The organism is Streptomyces sp. NPDC000880, from assembly GCF_053599675.1.
Map to the genome: position 1 here is coordinate 1 of NZ_JBSFMS010000008.1, position 23,011 is coordinate 23,011.

Here is a 23,011-nt window from a genome sequence, read left to right on the forward strand (position 1 = left end):
CCGCCGAGCTGAGCCGCACCGCCGAGCAGCGGATCCAGGAGGCCGAGGAGAAGCTGCGCGAGGCCCGCGAGGGCGCGCTCGCCCCTGCAGCCCACCATGTCTGACGGCCCCGCGCCACCCGCATGGACCGCCGCCCGCGCGCCACACGCCCCCGCGGCGCACCATGGCGGCATGCCGACCTCTTCCGCGGCCATGCGCACCACTGCCCTCCGCGCCGCCGCACTCGCCACCTCCGCCGCCGTGCTGCTGACGGCCGCCGGCTGTTCCGACAGCGGCGGCGAGGGCGAGGACACGGGCGAGGGGCGGGCGAAGGATCTCGCCTCGCAGACGCTGGAATGGCAGAAGTGCCCGCCGCCCTCGGAGGCGGAGGGCGGCGGGACCGCGCCCTCGCCGCTGCCCGGCGGCATCGCCTGGGAGTGCGCCTTCATGGACGCCCCGCTCGACTACGCCAAGCCGGACGGCGACACCATCGAACTGGCCCTCATCCGGGCGAGGGCCCGCGACGCGGGCAACCGGATCGGCTCCCTGATCTTCAACTTCGGCGGCCCCGGCGGCTCCGGGGTCGCCACCCTGCCCGCCGCCGCCGCGGACTACGCCACCCTGCACACCCGCTACGACCTGGTCAGCTTCGACCCGCGCGGGGTCGGCCGCAGTGCGGCGGTGGAGTGCGAGGACGACAAGCAGCTCGACTCGTACTTCGCCCAGGACTGGACACCCGACGACGCCGCCGAGGAGCAGACGTACACGGACGGTCTGGAGAACTTCGCCGAGACCTGCGAGAAGAACTCCGGCAAGTATCTGCCGTACGTCGGCACAGCCAACGCCGCCCGCGACATGGACCTGATGCGCCAGGTACTCGGCGACGACAAGCTCTACTACTTCGGCATCTCGTACGGCACCGAACTGGGCGGCGTCTATGCCCACCTGTTCCCGACGAAGGTCGGCCGGGCAGTCTTCGACGCCGTCGTCGACCCGACCAAGAACGCCGAACAGAGCTCGCTCGGCCAGGCGAAGGGCTTCCAGCTGGCCCTCACCAACTTCGCCCAGGACTGCGTGGACCGCGGCGATCAGTGCCGGCTGCCCGGCTCCACTGCGCAGGAGATCCAGGACTGGATCATCGCGCTGCTCACGGAGCTCGACAAGAAGCCGATCGCCGGTATCGGCGACCGGAAGCTGACCCAGAGCCAGGCCACCAACGGAATCGCGCAGGCCCTGTACTCCAAGGAGTACTGGGAGTTTCTGGAACAAGGTCTCGACGAGGCCGACGGCGGCAACGGCGCACTGCTGCTCGCGCTCTCCGACTCGATGAACGGGCGCAGCCAGGACGGCAGCTACAGCAACCTCGCGGCGGCCAACGCGGCCATCAACTGCGTCGACTCCAAGGACCGCTGGTCCCTGGCGCAGACGAAGGCGAAGCTGCCGGAGTTCCGCAAAACGTCGCGCGTCTTCGGCGACTACCTCGGCTGGGGCCTGATGGGCTGCACCGAGTGGCCGGTGCCCGGCGTCTGGAACACTCCAAACGTCTCCGCGCCCGGCGCGCCTCCCATCGTCGTCATCGGCACCACCGGCGACCCGGCGACCCCGTACGAAGGCGCGAGGGCGATGGTCAACGCCCTCGGCAAGGGCGTCGGTGTGGAGCTCACGTACCGGGGCGAGGGCCATGGCGCGTACAACGGCGGCAACAGGTGCGTGCAGCAGGCCGTGGACACCTACCTCCTCCAGGGCAAGGCGCCTGCCGCCGGGACGGTGTGTCAGTAGGCCCGCATAGGATGCCGAAAGGATCTTCGAAGCCTCGGGGGGCACGGGATGACCATGCGGGTACGGGCGGGGACCCTGGCCGCCGCCGCGCTGCTGCTGCTGGCCACAGCGGCCGTCGGCTGTGACAGCCGTACGGACAAGGCGGATGCCGACGGCAAGAACACCGCCAAGCCCTCGGCGTCCAAGGCAGCCGCCGGCAACGCCGCGCCGAGCAAGCTGGGCGAGCCGGCTCTGCCGGCCGCGCTCACCGGCCAGCAGCTGGACTGGAAGCCCTGCAAGGCCCCCGTGAAGGCCCGGGGCAGCTACGCACAGACGCCGGGCAAGGAATGGCAGTGCGCCCTGCTCAAGGCCCCGCTCGACTACCTGAAGCCGACGGGCGAGACGATCGGGATCGCCCTGATCCGGGCCAAGGCACTCGACGCGGACAAGCGGATCGGCTCACTGCTCTTCAACTTCGGTGGCCCCGGCGGGTCGGGGGTGGCCGGACTGCCCGGCTCGGCAGACGGCTTCAAGACGCTGCACAGCCGCTATGACCTGGTCAGCTTCGACCCGCGGGGGGTCGCGGAGAGCGCCGCTGTGGTCTGCCGTGACAGCAAGCAGTCGGCGGCCTCCTTCCGGCTGGACTTCACCCCGGACACACCCGCGGAAGAGCAGGCGTACCTCGCAGACTCCACCGCATTCGGCGCGGGCTGCGCCGAGAAGTCGGGCAAGGTGCTGCCGCACGTCGGCACCGAGAACGCCGCCCGCGACATGGACCTGATACGCCAGGTCCTCGGCGACGACAAGCTGCACTACCTGGGCTTCTCGTACGGCACCGAGCTCGGCGGCGTCTACGCCCACTTGTTCCCGGCGAAGGTCGGACGCCTCGTCCTGGACGCCGTGGTCGACCCCTCCGCCGACTACCCGGGGCACTCGCGCAACCAGGCCCTCGGCTTCCAGCGCGCCCTGGAGAACTACTTCAAGAGCCGCGGCATCGGCGCGAAGGACGGCACCGCGCGCGTGGTGAAGCTGCTCGACAGACTCGACCGCGAGCCGCTGCCCACCACGCAGGGCCGCACTCTCACCCAGAGCCTCGCCCTCACCGGCATCATCACGCCGCTGTACTCCGAGGACGAGTGGCAGTACCTGACCAAGGCCCTGGACGAGGCCGGCAACGGCGACGGCAGTCGGCTGCTGATGATGGCCCAGTCGTACAACGGCCGTGACGAGGACGGCAGTTACGGCACGCAGGACCACTCGCAGCGCGCCATATCGTGCGCGGACACCACGGGACGGGTGACGGCCGCCGAGGTCAAGTCCCGTTATCTGGCCGAGTTCACGAAGGTGTCGCCGGTCTTCGGCCCGTATCTGGCCTGGGACCTGGCGGGCTGGTGCGCGAACTGGCCGGTGCTCGGCCAGTGGGAGACTCCCGAGGTCGCCGCAGAGGGCGCGGCCCCGATCCTGGTCGTCGGCACCACGGGCGACCCGGCGACCCCGTACGAGGGCGCGAAGAAGATGGCGGACGAGCTCGGCGCGGGCGTCGGCGTGCTGCTCACCAACAAGGGCGAGGGCCACGGCGCGTACGGAAAGGGAGCGTGCGTGACCGGGACGGTGGACGCGTATCTCCTGGACGGCAAGGTCCCGGCGAACGGCAAGACCTGCGGATAGCTGTCCATGACAACGCGAAGGGCCTGGACCGGGACAACGCGAAGGCCCTGGACCGGCGGCGCTCCGGTCCAGGGCCCAGCACACTCGCGTCAGTAGATCGGCTTGTCCGGCTCGATCTGGTTGACCCAGCCGATCACGCCGCCGCCGACGTGCACCGCGTCCGCGAAGCCCGCGGACTTCAGCACCGCGAGGACTTCCGCACTGCGGACACCCGTCTTGCAATGCAGGACGATCTTCTTGTCCTGCGGCAGCGCCTCCAGGGCGGTGCCCATCAGGAACTCGCCCTTCGGGATCAGCTTGGCGCCGGGGATCGAGACGATCTCGTACTCGTTGATCTCACGAACATCGATGATCTCGATGTTCTCGCCGTCGTCGATCCACTCCTTGAGCTGCTTGGGAGTGATCGTCGAACCGGCCGCCGCCTCCTGGGCCTCCTCGGACACGATGCCGCAGAAGGCCTCGTAGTCGATGAGCTCGGTGACGGTGGGGTTCTCGCCACAGACCGCGCAGTTCGGGTCCTTGCGGACCTTGACCTGGCGGTACTGCATCTCCAGGGCGTCGTAGATCATCAGTCGGCCGACCAGCGGCTCACCGATGCCCGCGAGGAGCTTGATGGCCTCGTTGACCTGGATGGAGCCGATGGACGCGCAAAGCACGCCGAGCACGCCGCCCTCGGCGCAGCTCGGGACCATGCCGGGCGGCGGGGGCTCGGGGTAGAGGCAGCGGTAGCAGGGACCGTGCTCCGACCAGAACACGCTCGCCTGGCCGTCGAAGCGGTAGATGGAGCCCCAGATGTACGGCTTGTTCAGCAGCACGCATGCGTCATTGACCAGGTAGCGGGTCGCGAAGTTGTCCGTGCCGTCGACGATCAGGTCGTACTGGCTGAAGATGTCCATCACGTTCTCGGCCTCGAGCCGCTCTTCGTGCAGGACGACGTTCACGTACGGGTTGATGCCGAGCACCGAGTCCTTCGCGGACTGGGCCTTGGGGCGGCCGATGTCGGCCTGGCTGTGGATGATCTGGCGCTGCAGGTTCGACTCGTCGACCTCGTCGAACTCCACGATGCCGAGCGTGCCGACACCGGCCGCGGCGAGGTACATCAGGGCCGGCGAACCCAGGCCGCCGGCGCCCACACACAGCACACGGGCGTTCTTCAGGCGCTTCTGCCCGTCCATCCCCACATCCGGGATGATCAGGTGGCGGGAGTACCTGCGGACCTCGTCGACGGTGAGCTCAGCAGCTGGCTCGACCAGGGGTGGCAGCGACACGGGGGCTCCGTTGGTCGGTATGTCAGTACGGTTGTTCTCTCCGTAACACTGCCACGGCCCTCCTCATTCCGAGACACTCGGTCCGATCTGCGAGACGATTTCGTCCCAGTAGCCGGGCAGTGCCTCAAATGCGGTGCTATGTCCCCTATGGTCGGAGCGCGCGGTCCGGTCGGTGAAGAAGATCGTCCCCGCGCCCTGCCAGCGCGCGACGCGAGTGGCCTCCTCCAGATGCGTGCGCGGCACCCCGTGGACGAAGTGCGCGAACCGCTCCGGCGGATAGTCCGCCGTCCACTCCGCCACCTGCGACCAGCGGTAATCGGTCCACGGCCCGGAGAAGGTGACCAGCTGGTCGGCGGCCTCCGCATATCCGGGGTACGGGTGCGACCCATGGCCGAGGACAAGATGCCCGCCGTCCAGGACTGCCTCCAGCGTCGCCGTCACACGCCGCACCCCGCGCAGATCAGTCCGGTCCGTAGGACAGCGGTCCAGCAGGAAGCCGTCCACGCGGTACCACTCGAGGTAGTGGTGCGCGTCGGCGACGACATCGCTGAAGGAGCGCGAGCCGTGCGCCATGTCGATGTGCCCGAGGACCTGTACGCCCGCGTTGCGCACCTTGCCCGTGGCTTCCAGGCAGTGCGGGTCGGGGCGGTCGCCGGGGCCGTCGTCGACATTGAGGACGACCCAGTGCAAGGGCGTGCCGGGACGGGTCAGTTCGGCCCATTCGACAGGTGCGAGCAGCGGGTGGGCGTAGCCGGGGATGCCGAAGCCGAGCTCCTCCGCTCCGGTCGCGGAGAGCTGGGTGCCGGTCGTGGTCAGATGCGGCATGCTGCCTCCATCCAGATGTCGGCAAGGGATTCTTCGAGGTTGATACGGGGACGCCAGCCGAGCCGGTCGCGGGCCGTGCGGACATCCGCCTGCTGCCAGCTGCCGCAGCCGTCGGGATATGGCGTAGGGGTCGCGGACAGCTGCTCCAGTACGGATTCGGAGCGGGGGGCTCCGATGGACGGGCGGCCGGAGGGCGCGTCGAGCTCGTGCAACGCGCCCGCATAGCCCGCGACCCGGGCCAGCACGGCGGACGCGTCCCGCAGCCGGACGGCACGCCCCGTGCCGATGTTGACGACGCCCTGCGCGGCGGACAGGGAGGCGGCGTGCACGGCGCGCGCCACGTCCCGTACGTCGACGAAGTCGCGCTGCACCCCGAGGCCGCTGAGCTTCAGATCGCCGTCGCCGGACTGCATGGCGCGGCGCATCGCCTCGGCGATGCGGCCGAGCGGGGAGCCGGCCGGGGTGCCGGGGCCGACGGGTGAGAAGACCCGCAGTACGACGGCGTCCAGGCCGGAGCCGAGCACCAGCTCGGTGGCGGCGAGCTTGCTGACGCCATACGGCCCGCCCGGGCGCGGAATCGCGTCCTCCGCGGTCGACGACCCCTGCTGGGACGGGCCGTACTCGGAGGCGCAGCCGAGTTGGACCAGCCGGGCGCCGCAGCCGCTGCGGCGCAGGGCCTCGCAGACGGTGGCGACGGCGACGGTGTTGTGCCGGGTCAGATCGCGGGCGCCGCCGCGGGTGGCGCCGGCGCAGTTGATGACGACGCCGGGGTGGACGGCGCCCAGAAAGCGGGTGAGCGCGCCCGGGCTGCCACCGGCGAGGTCGAAGCGCACGTCGGCGTCGTCGCCACGACCGAGGGCGGTGAGGTGCACGGCCGGGTCGGCGAGCAGCCGGTCGGCGACAAAGCGGCCGAGGAATCCATTGGCACCGAGCAGCAGCACCCTCATCGCGCCTCCCCTCTGTGCCGACGGGCCGGAGCTGGGGGTTCGGGGGTCATGTCGCTTTCTCCTTAAGGGTGTTGCTGTCGATGCGGTTGCTGGTGCTGCCGGGGCACGCCCGAGGTGTCGGCTCCGTGGGCGGTCCGGGCGGTGTGCGCCGAGGCCCGGGACAGGGCCGCGGTGGCGTGAGCCAGCAGGCCGAGGGCGGCAGCCCCGCAGGCGATTGCCGCCAGGGATCCGGCGCCCCAGGCGCCGACGGCCGCCTCGACGGGGCTCGCCAGGAAGCCACAGCCGGGCAGGCGGCCGGCCAGCAGCAGGACGGGGGCCGCGGCTTCGGCGGCGCAGGCGGCGGCGAGCCCGGCGGCCGCGGATTCGGGGAAGCCGTGGACGATGAGCAGCCGGGCCAGGAGGAGCAGGGTTCCGAGGGGGACGGCAGGGGCGAAGGCCTCGTGCGGGACGACGAGCCCGCCCAGCGCGAGCAGCGCGGTGAGGACGCAGACATAGAACGCGACGACTGAGAGCAGCAGGGGGCGCGCGCCGGATGCGAACTCTTCCAGGCCGCGGCTGCCGTCCAGCTTGCGCCGGGCCTGTACGGAGAAGAGGCGGGCGCACCAGGCCGCGGGGGCGACGGCGAGGGCGAGGACTGCGAGCGGGGCGGCGGTCAGGGGCGGAGGTCCTTCGGGTCCGCCGCGGGCGATCTGCTCCAGCAGGCCTTCGCCGTACGCCGCGTACGCCAGCAGCCAGAGCGTCCACAGGCGCACGGTGGGGACGGTGCGCCCCGCCGCGCGCAGCGACCCGTGCCGCAGGCAGAGAGCGAGCGCGACGGCGGCCCCGACCGCGCCCGCCACCCCGGCCGCCAGCCGGGCCGCACCCTCGGTCTCCTGCAGGGCGACGACGGCGAGGGCGCAGACGGCGCCCGGCAACAGCACGAGGAGTGCGTACCCGGCGCGCCCGCCGTGTCCGGCGCGCGATTCGGCGACGTGCGCGCCCCCACGTGCGGGGCCGGGACCCGACTCCTCCCCGCGCGGCACGCGCGCGTACAGCTCCTCGGCGAGCGAGAAGACGTCCCGGTGACGGAAGCGCGAGGCGGTCCGGTCGGTGACGCCATGGGCTTCGAGGCCCGCGGCGATCTCCAGGGGGTCGACGGCCCGCTCGCAGAGTTCCCGGTGGCGGTGCATGAGCGCCTTGACGGGGTCGGCGGGGCCACGGCGCGGGGCGGGGGGCTTGCCCGGCTTTGCGGGCGCATCCTCCCCGGCCACGGTGATACGGGACGTACTCATGCGCGTGCCTCCTGTGCGGTGACGACCGCGGCACCGACGAGCCCCCGCCCGTCCGCCCAGCGCGGTGTGCGGCCCTTCGACGGGGAGCCGCCGCCCGTCCAGTGGCCCGGTACATACGCCTCGGCGGGATGGGCGAAGGGCAACGGATCACCGTCCTCGTTCACGGCTTCGCGCTGCACCGGGGAGTGCGAGATCAGCTCCAGGTAAATGCCGCGAAATGCCGTCAGGTTCTGTTCGATCGTGAAGAGTTCGAGCGCCCGGGCGCGCGCCGCGGCGCCCAGCCGTTCGCGGCGCTCCGGGTCGCGCAGCAGCGCGAGGCAGGCGTCCGCGAGCGCCCGCGGATTGCGTGGGGGCACGACGAGGCCCGTACCACCGATGACTTCGACGACCGCGCCGACATCCGTCGAAACCGTCGCGCGGCCGCAGAACATCGCCTCGACCAGGCTGATCGGGAAGCCCTCGACGACGCTGGACAGGACGACCACGCCCCCGGAGGCGTACGCGTCGGCGAGCTCGGGGGCCTCGGGTCCGCCGATCTCCTCGAAGGAGACAGGGTTGGTGCCGACCGCGTGCGCGTCGGCCGCCTCGTCCGGGAAGAGCTGGGCGGCCAGCGCCTTGCAGTGGGCCAGATACGTCGCCGCCTGAGGCCCCTGCACCGGCGCGCCGAACAGCCGCAGCCGCGCCCGCGGCTCCTTCTTGCGCACCTCGGCGAAGGCATGGAGGAGCGCGATGAGGTCCTTGGCCGGCTCGATCCTGCCGACCCAGACGAGGGTGTGCGGGTCGCCGCTTTCCGCGCCCTCCCCCACCGGCTCCCCCACCGCCGCGAAACGGTCCGCCTCCATGCCGGGGTAGACGGTCCGCAGCTTGGCGCGATCGGCACCGCATTTCTCCTGCCAGCGCCGGGCATGCGTGTTGCCGGGCGTGATGACGGAGGCCTGCGCGTACACCTCGGCGGCGAGCCGTCCCTGGAAGGCGGCGAGCAGGGCTCGTACAGGCGCGGTCAGCTCGCCGTCGCTCGCGGCCAGATAGTGCGCGCGCAGCTGTACGCCGTACTCCGTGACCAGCAGCGGGACCCCGAAGAAGCGTTTGGCCACCAGGCCGGACAGGGCGGCGGATCCGCCGGAAGCGGCGTGGCAGAGGTCGACCGCGCCGAGGCCGTCCTCGCCGTACCAGTCGAGGGAGAGCGGGCGCAGCGCACGCTCCAGCTGGTCGGCAAAGGCGAGGTAGTCGGGGACGGTGGCGGCCTCCACGGTGCGGCGCGCGCCGTGGGCGCGGCAGGCGCATTCGAGGACGCGTACGGCGAGTTCGGAGCGAAGGGCCGCGTAGAGGCCGCCTCGGTCGCGGGCGAGTTCGGCGAGCCCGTACAGCCCGTCGGCGAAGCCATCGCCCTCGCCGCACACGGCGGTGGCAAGCTCCTTGAAGTGGCCGACGAAGCGCCGTCGTTCACGGCGCCCGTACATGCGCCCGTCGTCCTCGGGCGCCCACAGCGGGGCGGTGCGCACGCGCTGCACCTGCGGCGGGAGCTGGAGCCAGCCGTGGTCCTCCTGCCGCGCGCTGCGGCTCAGCGCGTAGATGTCGAACTCGTGCTGCGCGAGCCCGTGCACAAGCCGGTCGCACCACAGCCTCTGCTCACCCGTCGCATACGGATATCCACCTTCCGTAAGCAGTCCGATCCGCACCAGTGCACCCCCGATCTCCCTTGTGGGCGGCCACCGTTGGTCCGGCGACTCGCAGCGGGAAGAAGGTAAGCCGGTACGCCGGTGGCGCGACGGACGGTTGTCCATCACGCCACCAGAAGGGGTGAATGCACGTAACTTTCCCACCCAGGTAGCGTTTCGTCGCGCTACGCGGGTATCTCGTTACGGAGCGTCAGGCTGCGGCCAGTTCCTTGCGGGCGGAGCGGCGAGCCACGGCGAGCACCGGATCCAGCGCCGGCGCCGAGAGTCTCCCCGGTGCGCACGGAGAAGGAGACGCCGTCGACAGCGGTGACGGCACGCTTGCCGCGCCCGAACTCCCGTCGCAGGCCGGTTACTTCGAGCAGCGCCTCGCCCATGCCCGCAGGGGCGGCCTGCTTCGGCGCGTCCAGCCTCGGCACCGCCGCCAGCAGCGCCCTGGTGTACGGCTGAGTGGGAGCGCCCAGGACGTCCTGCACCGGGCCCCGTTCGATCCGGCGCCCGTCGCGCATCACCAGGATCTCGTCGACGCTCTCCGCCGCGACGCCCACATCGTGGGTGACCAGCAGCAGGCTCATGCCCGTCTCCACCCGCAGCCCGTGCAGCAGATCGAGGATCTGGGCCTGGAAGGTGACATCCAGCGCGGTCGTCGGTTCGTCGGCGATCAGCAGCCTCGGCTCGCAGGCGAGCGCCATCGCGATGAGCGCACGCTGCCGCATACCTCCGCTGAATTCGTGGGGTCGGGCACGGGAGCGCCGGGCCGCGTCCGGGATGCCCACCCAATCCAGCACCTCGACCGCCCGCGCGCGGGCGGCCTTGCGCGAGACGTCCGCGTGGACCCGGTACACCTCGGCGAGCTGGTCGCCGATCGCGTAGTACGGGTCGAGGGATGACAGCGGGTCCTGGAAGACCATCGCGGCGACCCCGCCGCGCAGCGCCCGCAGCTCGCGATCGGACGCGGCGACCACACCCGTATCGCCGACCCGTACGCTGCCCGAGATCCGCGCGCCGGTCCCCCGGTGCAGCCCGAGCAGCGCACCCGCGACGGTGCTCTTCCCGCTCCCCGACTCGCCGACCAGGCCGAGCGCCTGGCCGGCGTCCAGCTCGAAGGAGAGGCTGTCGACGGCGCGCAACCCGCCCTCCCTCACCGGGAATTCAACGGTGAGGTCGCTGACCTCCACCAAGGCCGTCATGCCAGGACCACCCTTCGGTCGGCGACCGCGTACAGCAGATCGGCGACGACATTCGCGAGCACCACCGCGGCGCCGATCACCAGCACCACCCCCACCACCACCGGCAGGTCGATCACCCGGACCCCGTCGATGAGGGTCTTGCCGAGGCCGGGGATCCCGAACAGCGACTCGGTGAGCACCGCGCCGCCCATCATCGTGCCGAGGTCGAGCGCGCTGAGCGAGATGACCGGCGGCACCGCGCCGCGCAGCGCGTGCCGCCCGACGACCGCCCGCTCGGCGACGCCGTACGCACGGAAGGTGCGGATGTGGTCCTCGGCCAGCGTCTCCAGCGTCGAACTCCGCGTCAGACGCGCGTACTTCGCGCTCTCGAAGAGTCCGAGGGTGATCCACGGCAGCAGCATGCTCCACGCCCACTGCTCGGGGTCGAAGTCGGTCTGCGCCTCGGAGTTCAGCACGGTGAGCGTGCCGCCCTTCTGGAGCTTGCCGTTGCCCGCGGCGCCGCCCATGGCGTCGCTGTCCCGGGGCCCGCGCAGGCGGCGGCGCCCGAGGCCACGACAAGGCTGACGGCGGCCGCTGCCACGCGGCGTGATGTGAGGGACAGTTGACGCATCGGAAGTAGACCTCTCGGTGGGCATGCGGCGGGGAAAGGGAAATGCGCGCAGGCAGCGGCGAGAGAGCGTGCGTAAGGGCACTGAAACGCACATTGCCGAGCCTGCGGACGTAATACGCCCGGGCGCGGCAGAAATCGGCTGAAATCGCTCGAAGAGAATGGCCGACGCGCGCTCGGGCAGGCCTCAGTGACAGTGAATGTCGGCCACGCTGAGCCCGGTCACGCCGATGAGCGCCAGCTCAATGGCGGCGCGTTCGGAGGCGGCGTGGCGGTGCGACATGCCGAAAAATATGTACGACCCCGCTGCCGGTGTCAACGCGCGAGGGTCCGTGCGCGAGACATCTGTCCCGCATGCTGGACTCAACTGCCCGGGTGCACCCAGGGGTTGGGCTTGCACTCGATCCCGTCGACGTCCAGGGACTTGGTCTGCTGCTGCATCACCGGCGCGAGCGCTCCCGGCGTGCGGCAGGTCACATGCCCGTACCCGAGCCGGTGTCCGACCTCGTGATTGATGAGCATCTGGCGGTAGGGGAACATCGCCTTGTCGCCGAACGTCTCCGAGCCCTGCGCCCAGCGGTACGCATTGATCATCACGCGGTCGGTCGACGCGGAGTCGCAGCTGACATTGTCGACGGTCGTATCCAGACCGGATTTGGCACACCAGTCCGCCGTGGTCCCCGGACTCGCCAGCGTAATGACGAACTCCGGCTCGCCGGACGAGACCCGCTCGAAGGTCATTGCCCCGCCGTGCGCCCAGCTCCGCTCGTCGTTCAAAGTCTCCTGGACCGCTTTTGCGAAGAGCGCGCCGTCCAGCCCGAGGCCCTTCTCGACATCCACCCGGTAGCGGATCTTGCGGCCCTTGCCCGGCGCCTTCACGAAACCGGACACCGCCTCGAATTCTCCACCCGCCGTCAGCTTCGGATCCATCGAGAACTGAGTGGCCATCAGCTTTGCGTACACGACCGGGGCAGCCGGAGCGGCGGGCGGCGCACCCTTCGGCGGCGCCTGCCGGCCGGAGCGGGACGCCGGGCTCTCCGCGGCCCCCCGGTCCTCGCCCGCGGACTGCGCGCTCGATGCGCCGGGGCCGTCGCCGGCGACCTGGCCGGCCACGACGACCACGAGAACGGTGGTCGCCGCGGCGGCGGCGATCCCGGTGAAGGTGCGCCCTTTGCCTGCCTTGGCGGGCGGCTCCTCGGGTGCTTCCTCGTCGACATCGGGGACATCGAGCTCGGAGGCGAGGTCGGGGACGTCGTCCCAGGAGGTGTCGGAGGCGTACGGATCGGCCCTCCGCGGACCCGGCACCCTGCCCTGCTGCGACTGCGACTGTGGCTGGTCGAAGGCCTCGACGAACTCCCGTCGCGGCCCCGGTATTCGCGCCCCCGTGGCGATCGTCCGCGGCGGCGCGACGGGTGTCTGCACCCGCTGCGCGCCCTGGCCGCCCCCTCTGCCCTGTCCGCCCTGCCTGTTGTCGTACCGCTGGGGGACGCCCCAGCCGCCGCCCGCCTCGTGCTGCTCGGGGTGCCCGCCCCTGGCCTGCGGCGTGCCGTACTCGGAGGGGTCATATCCGGAATGTCCGTACCCGGAGGGGGTGTGCTGCTCGGAACCGGGCGCGGCACGCCTCCTGCGCCGCCCGCTGCCGGGGTCCGGAACCACGTCCTGTGGCCCACCGGCGGTCGATATGCCGGACTTGTCGTCCGATTCGGAGCCCCTGGGGGCGGGGCCTTTGCGGCTGTGTCGTCCCACGCCCCGATTCAGCTCCTGTCGCAGTCGTTCAGCAGTTCCCGGAAGGCCAGGGCGACCGTTTCCGGGTACTCCATCATGGCAACGTGCCCCGCGTCCGGGAGAGACAGCAGCCGGGAGTCCCGGAAGGCCGCCGCCGCTCTGCGCGCCATACGGTAGGCGACCAGCTGGTCTCGCCCCCCGTACACCAGGAGCGTCGGCGCGAGCACCCGCTCGGCCTGCCGCCACAGTCCGTGCTGGCCGCCGAGTGTGTACGCATCGACAATGCCACGCGCCGACCGGGCCATCACGTCCCAGAAGTAAGGGAGCTGCATACGCCGCTCCATCTCCTCCACAGCATTGCGCAACGCTTCGTCGTCGACCCGACTGGGGTCTCCGTAACAGAGCGCCATCACGCCTCTGGTGCGCTGCTCGGCCGTCCAGTCCTTGGTGAGTCTGCCGAACAGCGAGGCGACCCCGGGCAACGCGAGCAGCGCGGTGGGCACGGCGGAGCGCTGGACACGCAGCTCGGGCAGAGCGGGCGAGACGAGGGTGAGACTGCGCACCAGATCGGGCCTGACGGCCGCGACCCGGGTGGAGATCGCACCGCCAAGGGAGTTCCCGAGCAGATGTACGGGCCCGCGCCCGGCCGCGTCCAGATGCCGAATCACCGCCCGGGCATGCCCCGCGACCGAGTAATTGCCGTCGTCCGGCGGCGGCGAGTCCCCGAAGCCGGGCAGGTCGAGCGCCTCGCCGTCCACGACGTCATCGAGCACCTGCATCAGCGCCGACCAGTTCTGCGAGGAACCGCCGAGCCCGTGCACGTACAGAGCGGGCGGCAATCCGGTGCGCGCCGGGGGCCGGGATCTGACGGTGAGGGACAGCCCGGGCAGCGCCACGGAGCGCAGCTCCTCCCCCTCCGCGACCCGCACGGCCGCAACCTTGGGGGCCGCCGCGGCGGTTATGGCGCGGACTCCCGGCAGCTCGGTCGAAGACATGCGGCAATGTTACGAGATGATCACACCCTGGTTCGTGTGTTCGGCATCACACATCGCGTAGCGCCATGAATCAGGACCTCCTAGGCTCGTAGGAAAGGCGCTCTCCATGGAAAGCGGTGCAGCATGCCTGTCGATCCCACCGAGCCGGAGACCTTCGAAGATGACGAGGACCCGGGTGACGCCGCACTCGACGAAGAGGTGCCCGAGGCCGACGCCGCCGAGCAGCACACCGAAATACAACCGGCGCACGACGATCCCCTGACCGACATCGACCCGGCCACCGCGAACGAGGCCGATGCCGCTGAACAGGCCCGCGTCGTCTCTCTCGACGAGGACGACTACCGGTGACCTGCCCCTCTTTGCCCCCGAATCGGGAGCTACCGAGACCGCCCGGTCCGTGAAATTCTGCGCCCGCAGCACGCACAGCCGGGTTACCCAAAAGTACGATGGCGGCGCGGCGCACAGCGCGCACGGAACGAATTTTGGGAGGCGGCGTGACAGCCATCGAGCAGACAGAGGCGGCGCGCCCGCGGGGCACACGCCTGCCACGCCGAGCCCGCAGGAACCAGCTTCTGGGCGCTGCCCAGGAAGTTTTCGTGGCCCAGGGCTACCACTCGGCCGCGATGGACGACATCGCCGAGCGGGCCGGCGTCAGCAAGCCCGTGCTCTACCAGCACTTCCCGGGCAAGCTCGAGCTCTATCTGGCCCTGCTTGACCAGCACTGCGAGTCCCTCCTGCACGCGGTCCGTACGGCGCTGGCGTCGACGACCGACAACAAGCTGCGCGTCGAGGCCACGATGGACGCCTACTTCGCGTACGTCGAGGACGAGGGCGGGGCCTTCCGGCTGGTCTTCGAGTCCGACCTGACGAACGAGCCCGCGGTGCGCGAGCGCGTGGACCGGGTCTCGCTCCAGTGCGCCGAGGCGATCTCGGACGTGATCGCCGAGGACACGGGCCTGTCCAAGGAGGAGTCCATGCTGCTGGCAGTAGGGCTTGGCGGGGTCTCCCAGGTGGTGGCCAGGTACTGGCTCTCCAGCGGCTCCGGCATCCCGCGCGACACGGCGGTGCAGCTGCTCACCTCGCTGGCGTGGCGGGGCATCGCGGGCTTCCCACTGCACGGCACCGATCAGCACTGAGGCGCCGCGACGGCGCCTCAGTGCTGGATGTTCGCTCCTGGCGTTCCCCGCGAACGTCGGCCCTGTCCGTCGGCCGGGCTAATGTGTGCTGCGTACGGCGCGGCTGACCGCGCATCGCTGACCGTTCGGAGGGACATAGCCGTGGAGGTCAAGATCGGCGTGCAGCACGCGCCCCGGGAGATCGTTCTGGAGAGCGGGCAGTCCGCCGAGGAGGTCGAGCGCGCGGTGGGAGACGCGCTGGCCGGCAAGGCACAGCTGCTCAGCCTCTCGGACGACAAGGGCCGCAAGGTCCTGGTGCCGGCCGACCGGATCGCGTACATCGAGATCGGTGAGCCGGCGGCACGGCGCGTGGGATTCGGCGCGCTGTAGCAGGGCGGCTCGAATCACTGGAGCAGCACGCAGGAGGGCCCGGCGGGAATTCCCCGCCGGGCCCTCCTGCGTTGCTCAGGTCCGCTGCTCAGCGAGGGTTGCGTTCCGCGGACGCCGGGTAGTACGGGCTACGACCGATTTGCCCGCACCGGCTTCCGTGAGGTGATCAGCAGTGCTGCTGGAAGCGCTTGGTTCAGTCCTGCTCGGACTCGCCCTCTCCTGGGCGGCTGCCCGTCATCTGCCCGACCGGCTTCCGGCACGCCGCGTGATCTTCACAACAGGCCCACTGGGCGCGCTGTTCGGCGCGTATGTGACGCATGCGGCGCTCGGTCCCGGTCACTTCCTCGCGACGCTGGTGGGCGCGGCGACCATCGGAGCCGTACTGCTCTCGCTGCTGATCCGGCCGTCAACGCGCCGCCTGCGCCGAGCGCTCCCTTTCTGAGGCCGCATGCCGCGGCCTCCGCGGAGCCCGAGGAGCCGCGGAAGCCGCCGAAACCGCCGGAGTCTGCGAAACCGCCGGAAACGCCCGAGTCGCCCGAGAGCTAGGCCGCGAGGCCCAGGGCCGCCATCCGCTTGGTGTGCGCCTCGGTGATCCTGGAGAACATCCGGCCCACCTCCGCGAGATCGAAGCCGTCCGCCACACCACCCACGAGCATGGTGGAGAGCGCGTCGCGGTCGGCCACCACTCGCTGCGCCTGGGAGAGTGCCTCGCCCATCAGCCGGCGGGCCCACAGCGCGAGCCGTCCGCCGACGCGCGGTTCGGCCTCGATCGCGGCGCGGACCTTCTCGACCGCAAAGTTCCCGTGGCCCGTGTCATCGAGCACGGCGAGCACCAGCGCGCGGGTGTCCGTGTCCAGCCGGGCCGCGACCTCACGGTAGAAGTCACTGGCGATCGAGTCGCCGACGTACGCCTTGACCAGGCCCTCCAGCCAGTCGGACGGCGCGGTCTGGCGGTGGAAGTCGTCCAGGGCCTGGGCGAAGGGCTCCATCGAGGCGGTCGGCTCGGCGTCGATGGCGGTGAGCCGGTCGCGCAGCTGCTCGAAGTGGTGGAACTCGGCGGAGGCCATCTTCGCCAGCTCCGCCTTGTCGCCGAGCGTCGGTGCGAGCTTGGCGTCCTCGGCGAGCCGCTCGAAAGCCGCGAGCTCGCCGTACGCGAGCGCGCCCAGCAGATCCACGACGGCGGCGCGGTACTGCGGGTCGGCGGAAGCCGTGGCCCAGTCCTGGGCCGCGATCCCGGTGTGTTCAGTGGCGTTGTCAGGCGTCTCCATGAAGCGCACAATAGCCCGCTCGCCACAGGGCGGAAGGGGCTGGTCAGCCCCTTCCGCGCCTCGGTTCCTACGAATTCACCCAACACGCATGCACGAATCCGGGGTACAGTGGTAATGCGCCTGTCGAGCGTTATGGTTTCTCGGCGGGCGATCGCAGTGTATGACTGGGGGATTTGCTCCCCCAGAGTCCCCTTGAGGATGCCCGGTCGGTGGCACGATCGGCTCCGAACCGACCGCCCTCGCGCGGACCGTGCGCACACTTGCGTATGACCGCAGATGAGGGGCCCCCTCAGCGGCACGAGCGCTCGAGCGACGGCAGTGGTCCCGCGCCATCCGGCCAACCCACGGCCGGCCCAGTACCCAGGTGCGGTACGACCCCCTTCGTTCGCCTCGCGCCGCGTCTCACAGAAGAGGCAGCACCCTGACTACGACTTTCCGGGATCTTGGGATCCTTCCCGAGACCGCCGAGGCCCTCGAAGCCGTCGGCATTCTGTCCCCGTTCCCCATCCAGGAGATGACGCTCCCCGTCGCGCTCTCCGGCACCGATGTCATCGGCCAGGCCAAGACCGGCACCGGCAAGACGCTCGGTTTCGGCCTGCCGCTGCTGGAGCGTGTCACCGTCCCCGCGGACGTCGAGGCGGGCCGGGCGAAGCCCGAGCAGCTGACCGACGCCCCGCAGGCGCTAGTGGTCGTCCCGACCCGTGAGCTGTGCCAGCAGGTCACCAATGACCTGCTGACCGCCGGCAAGGTCCGTAACGTCCGCGTGCTCGCGATCTACGGCGGCCGTGCGTACGAACCGCAGGTCGAGGCGCTCCGCAAGGGCGTCGACGTGATCGTCGGCACCCCGGGCCGCCTGCTCGACCTGGCCGGCCAGCGCAAGCTCGACCTCTCGCATGTGCGCGGGCTCGTCCTCGACGAGGCCGACGAGATGCTCGACCTGGGCTTCCTGCCCGACGTCGAGAAGATCATCAACATGCTTCCGGCCAAGCGCCAGACGATGCTGTTCTCGGCGACCATGCCGGGTGCGGTCATCGGCCTCGCCCGCCGGTACATGTCGCAGCCCACGCACATCCGCGCGACCGCGCCGGACGACGAGGGCGCGACCGTCGCGAACATCACGCAGCGCGTGTACCGCGCGCACTCCATGGACAAGCCGGAGATGGTCTCCCGGATCCTGCAGGCCGACGGCCGCGGGCTCGCGATGATCTTCTGCCGTACGAAGCGGACGGCGGCGGACATCGCCGAGCAGCTCGCACGTCGCGGCTTCGCCTCCGGCGCGGTCCACGGCGACCTGGGCCAGGGCGCGCGCGAGCAGGCGCTGCGGGCCTTCCGCAACGGCAAGGTGGACGTCCTCGTCTGCACCGATGTCGCGGCGCGCGGCATCGACGTCGAGGGCGTGACGCACGTCATCAACTACCAGTCCCCCGAGGACGAGAAGACATACCTCCACCGCGTCGGCCGTACGGGCCGGGCGGGCGCGTCCGGTACGGCCGTGACCCTGGTGGACTGGGACGACATCCCGCGGTGGCAGCTGATCAACAAGGCGCTGGACCTCGGCTTCAGCGACCCGGTCGAGACGTACTCCACGTCGCCGCACCTGTTCGAGGAGCTGGGCATCCCGGCCGGCACGAAGGGCGTTCTGCCGCGGGCGGAGCGCACCCGCGCGGGACTGGCGGCGGAGGAGGTCGAGGACCTCGGCGAGACGGGCGGCCGCGGCCGCAAGTCGTCGCCGTCCGCCGGCCCGGCGCGGGAAGAGCGCGCACCCCGCACCCCGCGGCAGCGCCGCCGGACGCGAAGCGGCTCCACGTCCGACGCCCCGGAGCCCACGGTGACGCCGGACGCGACGGACGCACCCGACGCCCCGGCTGAGCCGCGCACCCCGCGCCGCCGTCGCCGCACGCGCGTGGGAGCGCCGGCCACGGTGGAGACGGTGGAGTTGGTCGAGGCCGAGGTCACGGTCGAGACGGAGGCCGCGACAAAGCCGCGCCGCCGCACGCGCACGGTGAAGGTCGCGGACCCGGTCGACGCGGTGGCCACGGTCGAGGCCGAGGTCACGGTCGAGACGGAGGCCGCGACGAAGCCGCGCCGCCGCACCCGCGCCGCCAAGCCCGCCGTCGAGGCGGTCGTCGAAACGACCGAGCCGGAGGCGAAGCCGCGCCGCCGTGCACGGGCCGCCAAGCCCGTCGAGGCAGCCGTCGAAACGACCGAGCCCGAGACGAAGCCGCGCCGCCGCACCCGCACGGTGAAGGCGACCCAGCCCGAGAGCTGACCGGCCCCAAAATGGCCCGGCCCCCGCAACGGGGACCGGGCCATTGGCTTTCCCCACCCCGCCCCTTCCCGAACCGGGGCTCCGGCCCAGACCCCGCGCCTCAAACGCCGGCGGGGCTGTCTTCAGCCCGTTGGGGGCCCGGACGAAGTCTGGGGGAGATTGAGGACCTGCCCGAAGGGCGTACCGGGGCCCGGGGCCTGCCCTGCCCCCACCACGCGGCGGAGCCGCAAATTGACACAGCGGGAAGGGGCGGGGTGGGGGAAAGCCCCGCCCCCGTTAGCCTCGTCGCATGAGTCGCCCGCCCACCTTCACCCCGCCCCCCTCCGCCCGCCCCCGCGACCTCCACACCCCCCGCGGCACCTTCGCCGTGCTCGATGCGCAGCCCGACCCCGGCCGTCGCGCCGGCAACCGCACCGCCCTTCTCCTGCCCGGGTTCACCGGGAGCAAGGAGGACTTCATCGCCCTGCTGCAGCCCCTCGCCGAGGCCGGCTACCGCGCCGTCGCCGTCGACGGGCGCGGGCAGTACGAGACCGCGGGGCCGGACGACCAACAGGCTTACGCCCAAGACGAGTTGGCCCGCGACGTGCTGGCGCAGGCCGAGGCGATCGGCGGGTCCGTGCACCTCGTCGGGCACTCCCTCGGCGGGCAGATCGCCCGCGCCGCCGTCCTCATCGACCCCGCCCCCTTCCGCACGCTCACCCTCGTGTCCTCCGGGCCCGCCCAGATCTCCCCAGCCCAGCAGCAGAAGGTCAAGCTGCTCAGCGACGCGCTCTCGGTCATGACGATGGATCAGGTCTGGGAGGCCATGAAGGCGCTCGACCCGCCCGAGGACGCCGACATCGACCCCGGCAACGGCGAGGACCTCCGTCGCCGCTGGCTGCGCCACAACCCCGCCCAGCTGATCGCCACCGGCCGCCAGTTGACCGTGGAGCCGGACCGGGTCGACGAACTCGCCGCCGTACAGCCGTTGCCCAAGCATGTGGTGTCCGGCGAGCGGGACGACACCTGGCCGGTGCCGCTGCTCGACGCGATGGCGCGGCGGCTGGACGCCCACCGGACCCTGGTCGCCGGAGCCGAGCACTCACCGAACACCGACCGTCCCCGCGAGACCGCCACCGCCATTGCCGCGTTCTGGGATCAGCACTGAACGAGTCAGAACTGGGCCTGCAGGTGCTGCCAGAACCCGTCCCGCAGCGCCCGCCTCAGCACCGCATGCCCGCGCAGTGATCGCTGCAGCAGCCTCTCCGCCTCGATCAGCAGGTCCTGGTCCACCGGACCCGGCAGATACGGATGGCCCGGCAGCAGCTCCACCATCGCCTCCCGCCCCCGCTCCCCCAGCCACGTCGCCGCGATCTGCGCCCCCACGAAGCGCACCTCGTCCCGCGACGGCGGCGGCGCACCCTCGTTCTCGTACGTAGTGACCGGGCGGCGCGTGATGTAGGGCCGGCAGAAATCCAGGTCGAACGTCCGCTGGCTGTCGACCTCCCACAGCAGCGGCTCCGCCTGATTGCGCCCTTCCGCCGCCTCGATGCCCCACAGATGGACCCGCGCGCCGTACCCCTGCGCCGCCTCGACCGCCGAGACCAGGTCCTCGTCGCCGCCCACCAGCGCCGCGTCGCTGATCGCGCGGTGCCGGGCGAGTGACTCCAGGTCCGTACGGATGAGTGAGTCGACGCCCTTCTGCTGGTTGTTCGCGTTGAGGTTGCCCAGGCGCACCTTGACGTCCGGCAGCTCGGCGACGGACTGCTGCTCGGGGGTGTGGATACGGCGCCGGGCGCCGTCGTACCAGTACACCCGCAGCAGCCTGCTGTCCGCGAAGATCGTGCGTGCCTTGTCGATGAAGGCCTCGATCAGCCCTTCCGCATCCAGGTCGAAGGAGCGCCGGTCCTCGGTGCCCGCGACAAGCAACCCGGCCGCAGCGTAGACGTAACCCGCATCCACGAAGATGGCGTGCGTGGAAGGGGTCTTGGCGACCTCGGCGAGCATGCGATGGAGCAGCTCGTTGGTGCGCTCCAGGCGGGCGCCGATCTCATTGATCTCTGCGTCGTCCATACGGTGCTCATTCATACGGTGCTCATTCTCCGTGGCCACGCCACAGCCTGCCAGTAGTTAGGCATCCAAAAAATTTCCTTAGCGTAGGGAATGTTTGCAGGGTGCATCCCGTTGAAGACGTGCAGAACACAGACGGACAACCGTCGCCATCAGTTCTCCAACAGGAGGATCAGACGAAGGGAGAAGCCATGCGCTTCGAGATCATGCGACTGGACGACGTCGACGGCACTGCCGTGGACAGCACTGTCGTAGACGCCGCCTCCGTCAACCGGATCGTGCAGCAGGCCGCCTCGACCGGCCAGCGCATCTATATCCGACCGGCCGAATCCATGGCTTCGTAACGCCTGACGACGTAGTGATGTGACGCACTGCGCCCCCCTACGGATTATCCGTAGGGGGGCGCAGTGCGTTCGGCACATCGAGCTCAGGCCCCCTGGATGACCTGGGTGACGCCGTTGATGATCTGCTGCACGGCGATCGCGGAGAGCATCATGCCCGCGAGCCGGGTCACCAGCACCACACCGCCGTCCTTGATCAGCCGGATGATCAGCAGCGAGTAGCGCATGGTCAGCCAGAGCACGACGTGCATCGCGACGATCGCCGCCCAGACCGAGATCTGCTGGGACGCGCCGTCCGCGTGCTGCACGGCCAGGATCACCGAGACGATCGCGCCGGGCCCGGCGAGCAGCGGCATGCCGAGCGGTACGAGCGCGACGTTGACGTCCTTCGTCTGCTTGGGCTCGTCCGTCTTGCCGGTCAGCAGGTCGAGCGCGATGAGCAGCAGAAGCAGACCGCCCGCGATCATCAGCGCAGGTACGGAGACATGCAGGTAGTCCAGGATCTGCTGGCCCAGAATGCCGAAGACGGTGATAACGCCGAAGGCGACGGCCACCGCCTGCCAGGCCATCCGGCGCTGCACCTTGGCGGACCGCCCGGAGGTCAGGGCAAGGAAGATCGGGGTGATCCCGGGGGGATCCATGATCACAAAAAGGGTGAGGAAGAGGGAGCCGAAAACGGCAGCGTCGAACACAGTGAAGGCCTAGCTGGAAGAGGGTCGAACAGAGAAGGGCGGGGGTCAGGCGCGGCGTCCGCCCGTGCCCGGCACCGGGAAGGCGCCGGTCGCGCGCCGCGTGATCTCGCCGTAGATCTCCGGGTCGGTGGTGTAGTCGCCGAGCCGGCAGGTCTTGCGGCTGCCGTGGTAGTCGCTGGATCCAGTGGGCAGCAGCCCGAGGTCGGCGGCGAGGACGCGCAGATGGGCCCGGGTCGCCTCGTCGTGGTCCATGTGGTCGACCTCAATGCCGTCGAGGCCGTACGCGGCGAGATCGGCGATGGCGGCCTCGGGCACCGTATTGCCGCGCTTGACGGCGAGCGGGTGCGCGAAGACGGTGACCCCGCCTGCGGCCTTGACCAGGCGGATCGCCTTGAATGGGTCGAGCTCGTGCTTGGTGATGTGCGCACGGCCGCCGTCGGCGATCCACTGGGGCGTGAAGGCGTCCGAGACCGTGGGCACGACGCCGAGCTCGACGAGGGCGGTCGCGATGTGCGGTCGGCCGACCGACCCCTCCCCGGCGATACGGGCGACCTGGGCCCACTCGATCGGGACGCCCAGTTCCTGGAGCCTGGCCACCATCGCCTGCGCGCGCGGCACCCGGTCGTCCCGTACGAGCTCGCGCTCGCGCAGCAGCTCCGGCTCGTCCGCGTCGAAGAGATACGCCAGCAGATGCAGGCTCACTCCGTCGAGACGGCAGGAGAGCTCGGCGCCCGTGACCAGGGTCACGCCCTCGGGAAGCGCGGCGATCGCCTCGGCGTGGCCGCGGGTGGTGTCGTGGTCGGTCAGCGCTACGACGTCCAGTCCGGCCGCGGCGGCGCCCAGCACCAGCTCGACGGGGGTGTCCGTACCGTCCGAAGCCGTGGAGTGGGTGTGCAGATCGATGCGCACGACGCGTGACTCCAGAGACGGCAGACGGACAAGGGGACGGTCCAGTGTATCGGGGATTCGAACAGCGCC

21 protein-coding genes and 3 pseudogenes are annotated in these 23,011 nt (G+C 70.9%); 9 read left to right on the plus strand and 15 right to left on the minus strand.

All coding sequences use genetic code 11. The annotated features are described in order from the left end of the window. Positions 1–192 precede the first annotated feature (192 nt). Both ACWDO5_RS04300 and ACWDO5_RS04305 read left to right on the plus strand, forming a co-directional pair. Positions 193–1,758: an alpha/beta hydrolase gene (locus ACWDO5_RS04300; RefSeq protein WP_450528386.1), complete on the plus strand. Its 1,566-nt coding sequence runs from the start codon at positions 193–195 to the stop codon at positions 1,756–1,758. Between the two features lie 48 nt (positions 1,759–1,806). Continuing rightward, entirely contained in the window at positions 1,807–3,405 is a 1,599-nt protein-coding gene (locus ACWDO5_RS04305) for an alpha/beta hydrolase (RefSeq protein WP_450528232.1), read from the plus strand. 89 nt (positions 3,406–3,494) lie between these two features. Here the strand turns inward: ACWDO5_RS04305 and moeZ are convergent, their stop codons facing one another. The 11 genes and pseudogenes from moeZ to ACWDO5_RS04360 all read right to left on the minus strand — a co-directional run bounded on the left by moeZ (position 3,495) and on the right by ACWDO5_RS04360 (position 13,909). Beyond that, a complete protein-coding gene (gene moeZ / locus ACWDO5_RS04310; protein WP_450528233.1) occupies positions 3,495–4,673 on the minus strand; it encodes an adenylyltransferase/sulfurtransferase MoeZ in 1,179 nt (392 codons plus the stop codon). A 63-nt stretch (positions 4,674–4,736) separates the two neighbouring features. Then, the gene (locus tag ACWDO5_RS04315; RefSeq protein ID WP_450528235.1) at positions 4,737–5,498 is read right to left on the minus strand and encodes a spherulation-specific family 4 protein; all 762 of its coding nucleotides are present in this window, start codon (positions 5,496–5,498) and stop codon (positions 4,737–4,739) included. After that, positions 5,486–6,445, minus strand: a complete 960-nt coding sequence (locus tag ACWDO5_RS04320; RefSeq protein ID WP_450528237.1) for an NAD-dependent epimerase/dehydratase family protein — start codon at positions 6,443–6,445, stop codon at positions 5,486–5,488. Before ACWDO5_RS04320 ends, ACWDO5_RS04315 begins: the two co-directional genes overlap by 13 nt. Positions 6,446–6,507: 62 nt before the next feature. Next, a complete protein-coding gene (locus ACWDO5_RS04325) occupies positions 6,508–7,716 on the minus strand; it encodes a hypothetical protein (protein ID WP_450528239.1) in 1,209 nt (402 codons plus the stop codon). Continuing rightward, positions 7,713–9,395, minus strand: coding sequence for a DUF3492 domain-containing protein (locus ACWDO5_RS04330; RefSeq protein ID WP_450528240.1), 1,683 nt, complete (start codon positions 9,393–9,395; stop codon positions 7,713–7,715). The genes ACWDO5_RS04325 and ACWDO5_RS04330 overlap by 4 nt, the downstream gene beginning before the upstream one ends. A gap of 236 nt (positions 9,396–9,631) precedes the next feature. Then, a pseudogene (locus ACWDO5_RS04335) lies at positions 9,632–10,582 on the minus strand (ATP-binding cassette domain-containing protein); the annotation flags it as partial. After that, positions 10,579–11,007: pseudogene (locus ACWDO5_RS04340) on the minus strand (ABC transporter permease subunit); the annotation flags it as partial. The pseudogenes ACWDO5_RS04335 and ACWDO5_RS04340, both read right to left, overlap by 4 nt. Then, positions 11,002–11,192 (minus strand): annotated as a pseudogene (locus ACWDO5_RS04345) (ABC transporter substrate-binding protein); the annotation flags it as partial. The pseudogenes ACWDO5_RS04345 and ACWDO5_RS04340, both read right to left, overlap by 6 nt. Before the next feature lie 184 nt (positions 11,193–11,376). After that, entirely contained in the window at positions 11,377–11,472 is a 96-nt protein-coding gene (locus tag ACWDO5_RS04350) for an Ms4533A family Cys-rich leader peptide (RefSeq protein WP_450528241.1), read from the minus strand. Between the two features lie 80 nt (positions 11,473–11,552). Further along, positions 11,553–12,935 carry a DUF3152 domain-containing protein gene (locus ACWDO5_RS04355; protein ID WP_450528243.1) on the minus strand — a complete coding sequence of 461 codons (1,383 nt, stop codon included), beginning with the start codon at positions 12,933–12,935 and terminating at the stop codon, positions 11,553–11,555. 8 nt (positions 12,936–12,943) lie between these two features. Further along, complete coding sequence (locus ACWDO5_RS04360; RefSeq protein WP_450528245.1) at positions 12,944–13,909, minus strand: alpha/beta fold hydrolase; 966 nt, start codon at positions 13,907–13,909, stop codon at positions 12,944–12,946. 123 nt (positions 13,910–14,032) lie between these two features. On the opposite strand from ACWDO5_RS04360, the gene ACWDO5_RS04365 reads away from it, so the two are divergent. From ACWDO5_RS04365 to ACWDO5_RS04380, 4 genes are all read left to right on the plus strand, one after another. After that, positions 14,033–14,257 (plus strand): hypothetical protein, encoded by a 225-nt coding sequence (locus tag ACWDO5_RS04365; protein ID WP_450528247.1) that lies wholly within the window; start codon positions 14,033–14,035, stop codon positions 14,255–14,257. 146 nt (positions 14,258–14,403) lie between these two features. Beyond that, positions 14,404–15,045, plus strand: coding sequence for a TetR/AcrR family transcriptional regulator (locus ACWDO5_RS04370; RefSeq protein WP_450528249.1), 642 nt, complete (start codon positions 14,404–14,406; stop codon positions 15,043–15,045). A 141-nt stretch (positions 15,046–15,186) separates the two neighbouring features. Then, a complete protein-coding gene (locus ACWDO5_RS04375; RefSeq protein WP_307661278.1) occupies positions 15,187–15,414 on the plus strand; it encodes a DUF3107 domain-containing protein in 228 nt (75 codons plus the stop codon). Between the two features lie 172 nt (positions 15,415–15,586). Beyond that, positions 15,587–15,856 (plus strand): hypothetical protein, encoded by a 270-nt coding sequence (locus ACWDO5_RS04380; RefSeq protein WP_450528251.1) that lies wholly within the window; start codon positions 15,587–15,589, stop codon positions 15,854–15,856. 100 nt (positions 15,857–15,956) lie between these two features. Here ACWDO5_RS04380 and ACWDO5_RS04385 read toward each other — a convergent pair whose 3' ends face one another. Beyond that, a complete protein-coding gene (locus ACWDO5_RS04385) occupies positions 15,957–16,682 on the minus strand; it encodes a ferritin-like fold-containing protein (protein WP_450528253.1) in 726 nt (241 codons plus the stop codon). Between the two features lie 514 nt (positions 16,683–17,196). Here ACWDO5_RS04385 and ACWDO5_RS04390 point away from each other — a divergent pair. Together ACWDO5_RS04390 and ACWDO5_RS04395 are read left to right on the plus strand one after the other, a co-directional pair. Beyond that, a complete protein-coding gene (locus ACWDO5_RS04390; protein ID WP_450528255.1) occupies positions 17,197–18,951 on the plus strand; it encodes a DEAD/DEAH box helicase in 1,755 nt (584 codons plus the stop codon). A gap of 289 nt (positions 18,952–19,240) precedes the next feature. Continuing rightward, on the plus strand, positions 19,241–20,098 hold the full coding sequence (locus ACWDO5_RS04395; RefSeq protein WP_450528256.1) for an alpha/beta fold hydrolase: 858 nt from the start codon (positions 19,241–19,243) through the stop codon (positions 20,096–20,098). A gap of 5 nt (positions 20,099–20,103) precedes the next feature. Here ACWDO5_RS04395 and ACWDO5_RS04400 read toward each other — a convergent pair whose 3' ends face one another. Further along, the gene (locus ACWDO5_RS04400; protein ID WP_450528258.1) at positions 20,104–21,018 is read right to left on the minus strand and encodes an NYN domain-containing protein; all 915 of its coding nucleotides are present in this window, start codon (positions 21,016–21,018) and stop codon (positions 20,104–20,106) included. A gap of 173 nt (positions 21,019–21,191) precedes the next feature. Here ACWDO5_RS04400 and ACWDO5_RS04405 point away from each other — a divergent pair, with 173 nt between their 5' ends. Continuing rightward, the gene (locus ACWDO5_RS04405) at positions 21,192–21,344 is read left to right on the plus strand and encodes a hypothetical protein (RefSeq protein ID WP_307661284.1); all 153 of its coding nucleotides are present in this window, start codon (positions 21,192–21,194) and stop codon (positions 21,342–21,344) included. An 83-nt stretch (positions 21,345–21,427) separates the two neighbouring features. On the opposite strand, the gene ACWDO5_RS04410 is transcribed toward ACWDO5_RS04405, so the two are convergent. Further along, positions 21,428–22,033 carry a MarC family protein gene (locus ACWDO5_RS04410; protein ID WP_450528259.1) on the minus strand — a complete coding sequence of 202 codons (606 nt, stop codon included), beginning with the start codon at positions 22,031–22,033 and terminating at the stop codon, positions 21,428–21,430. Between the two features lie 45 nt (positions 22,034–22,078). Further along, the gene (locus ACWDO5_RS04415) at positions 22,079–22,942 is read right to left on the minus strand and encodes a PHP domain-containing protein (protein ID WP_450528261.1); all 864 of its coding nucleotides are present in this window, start codon (positions 22,940–22,942) and stop codon (positions 22,079–22,081) included. Positions 22,943–23,011 lie beyond the last annotated feature (69 nt).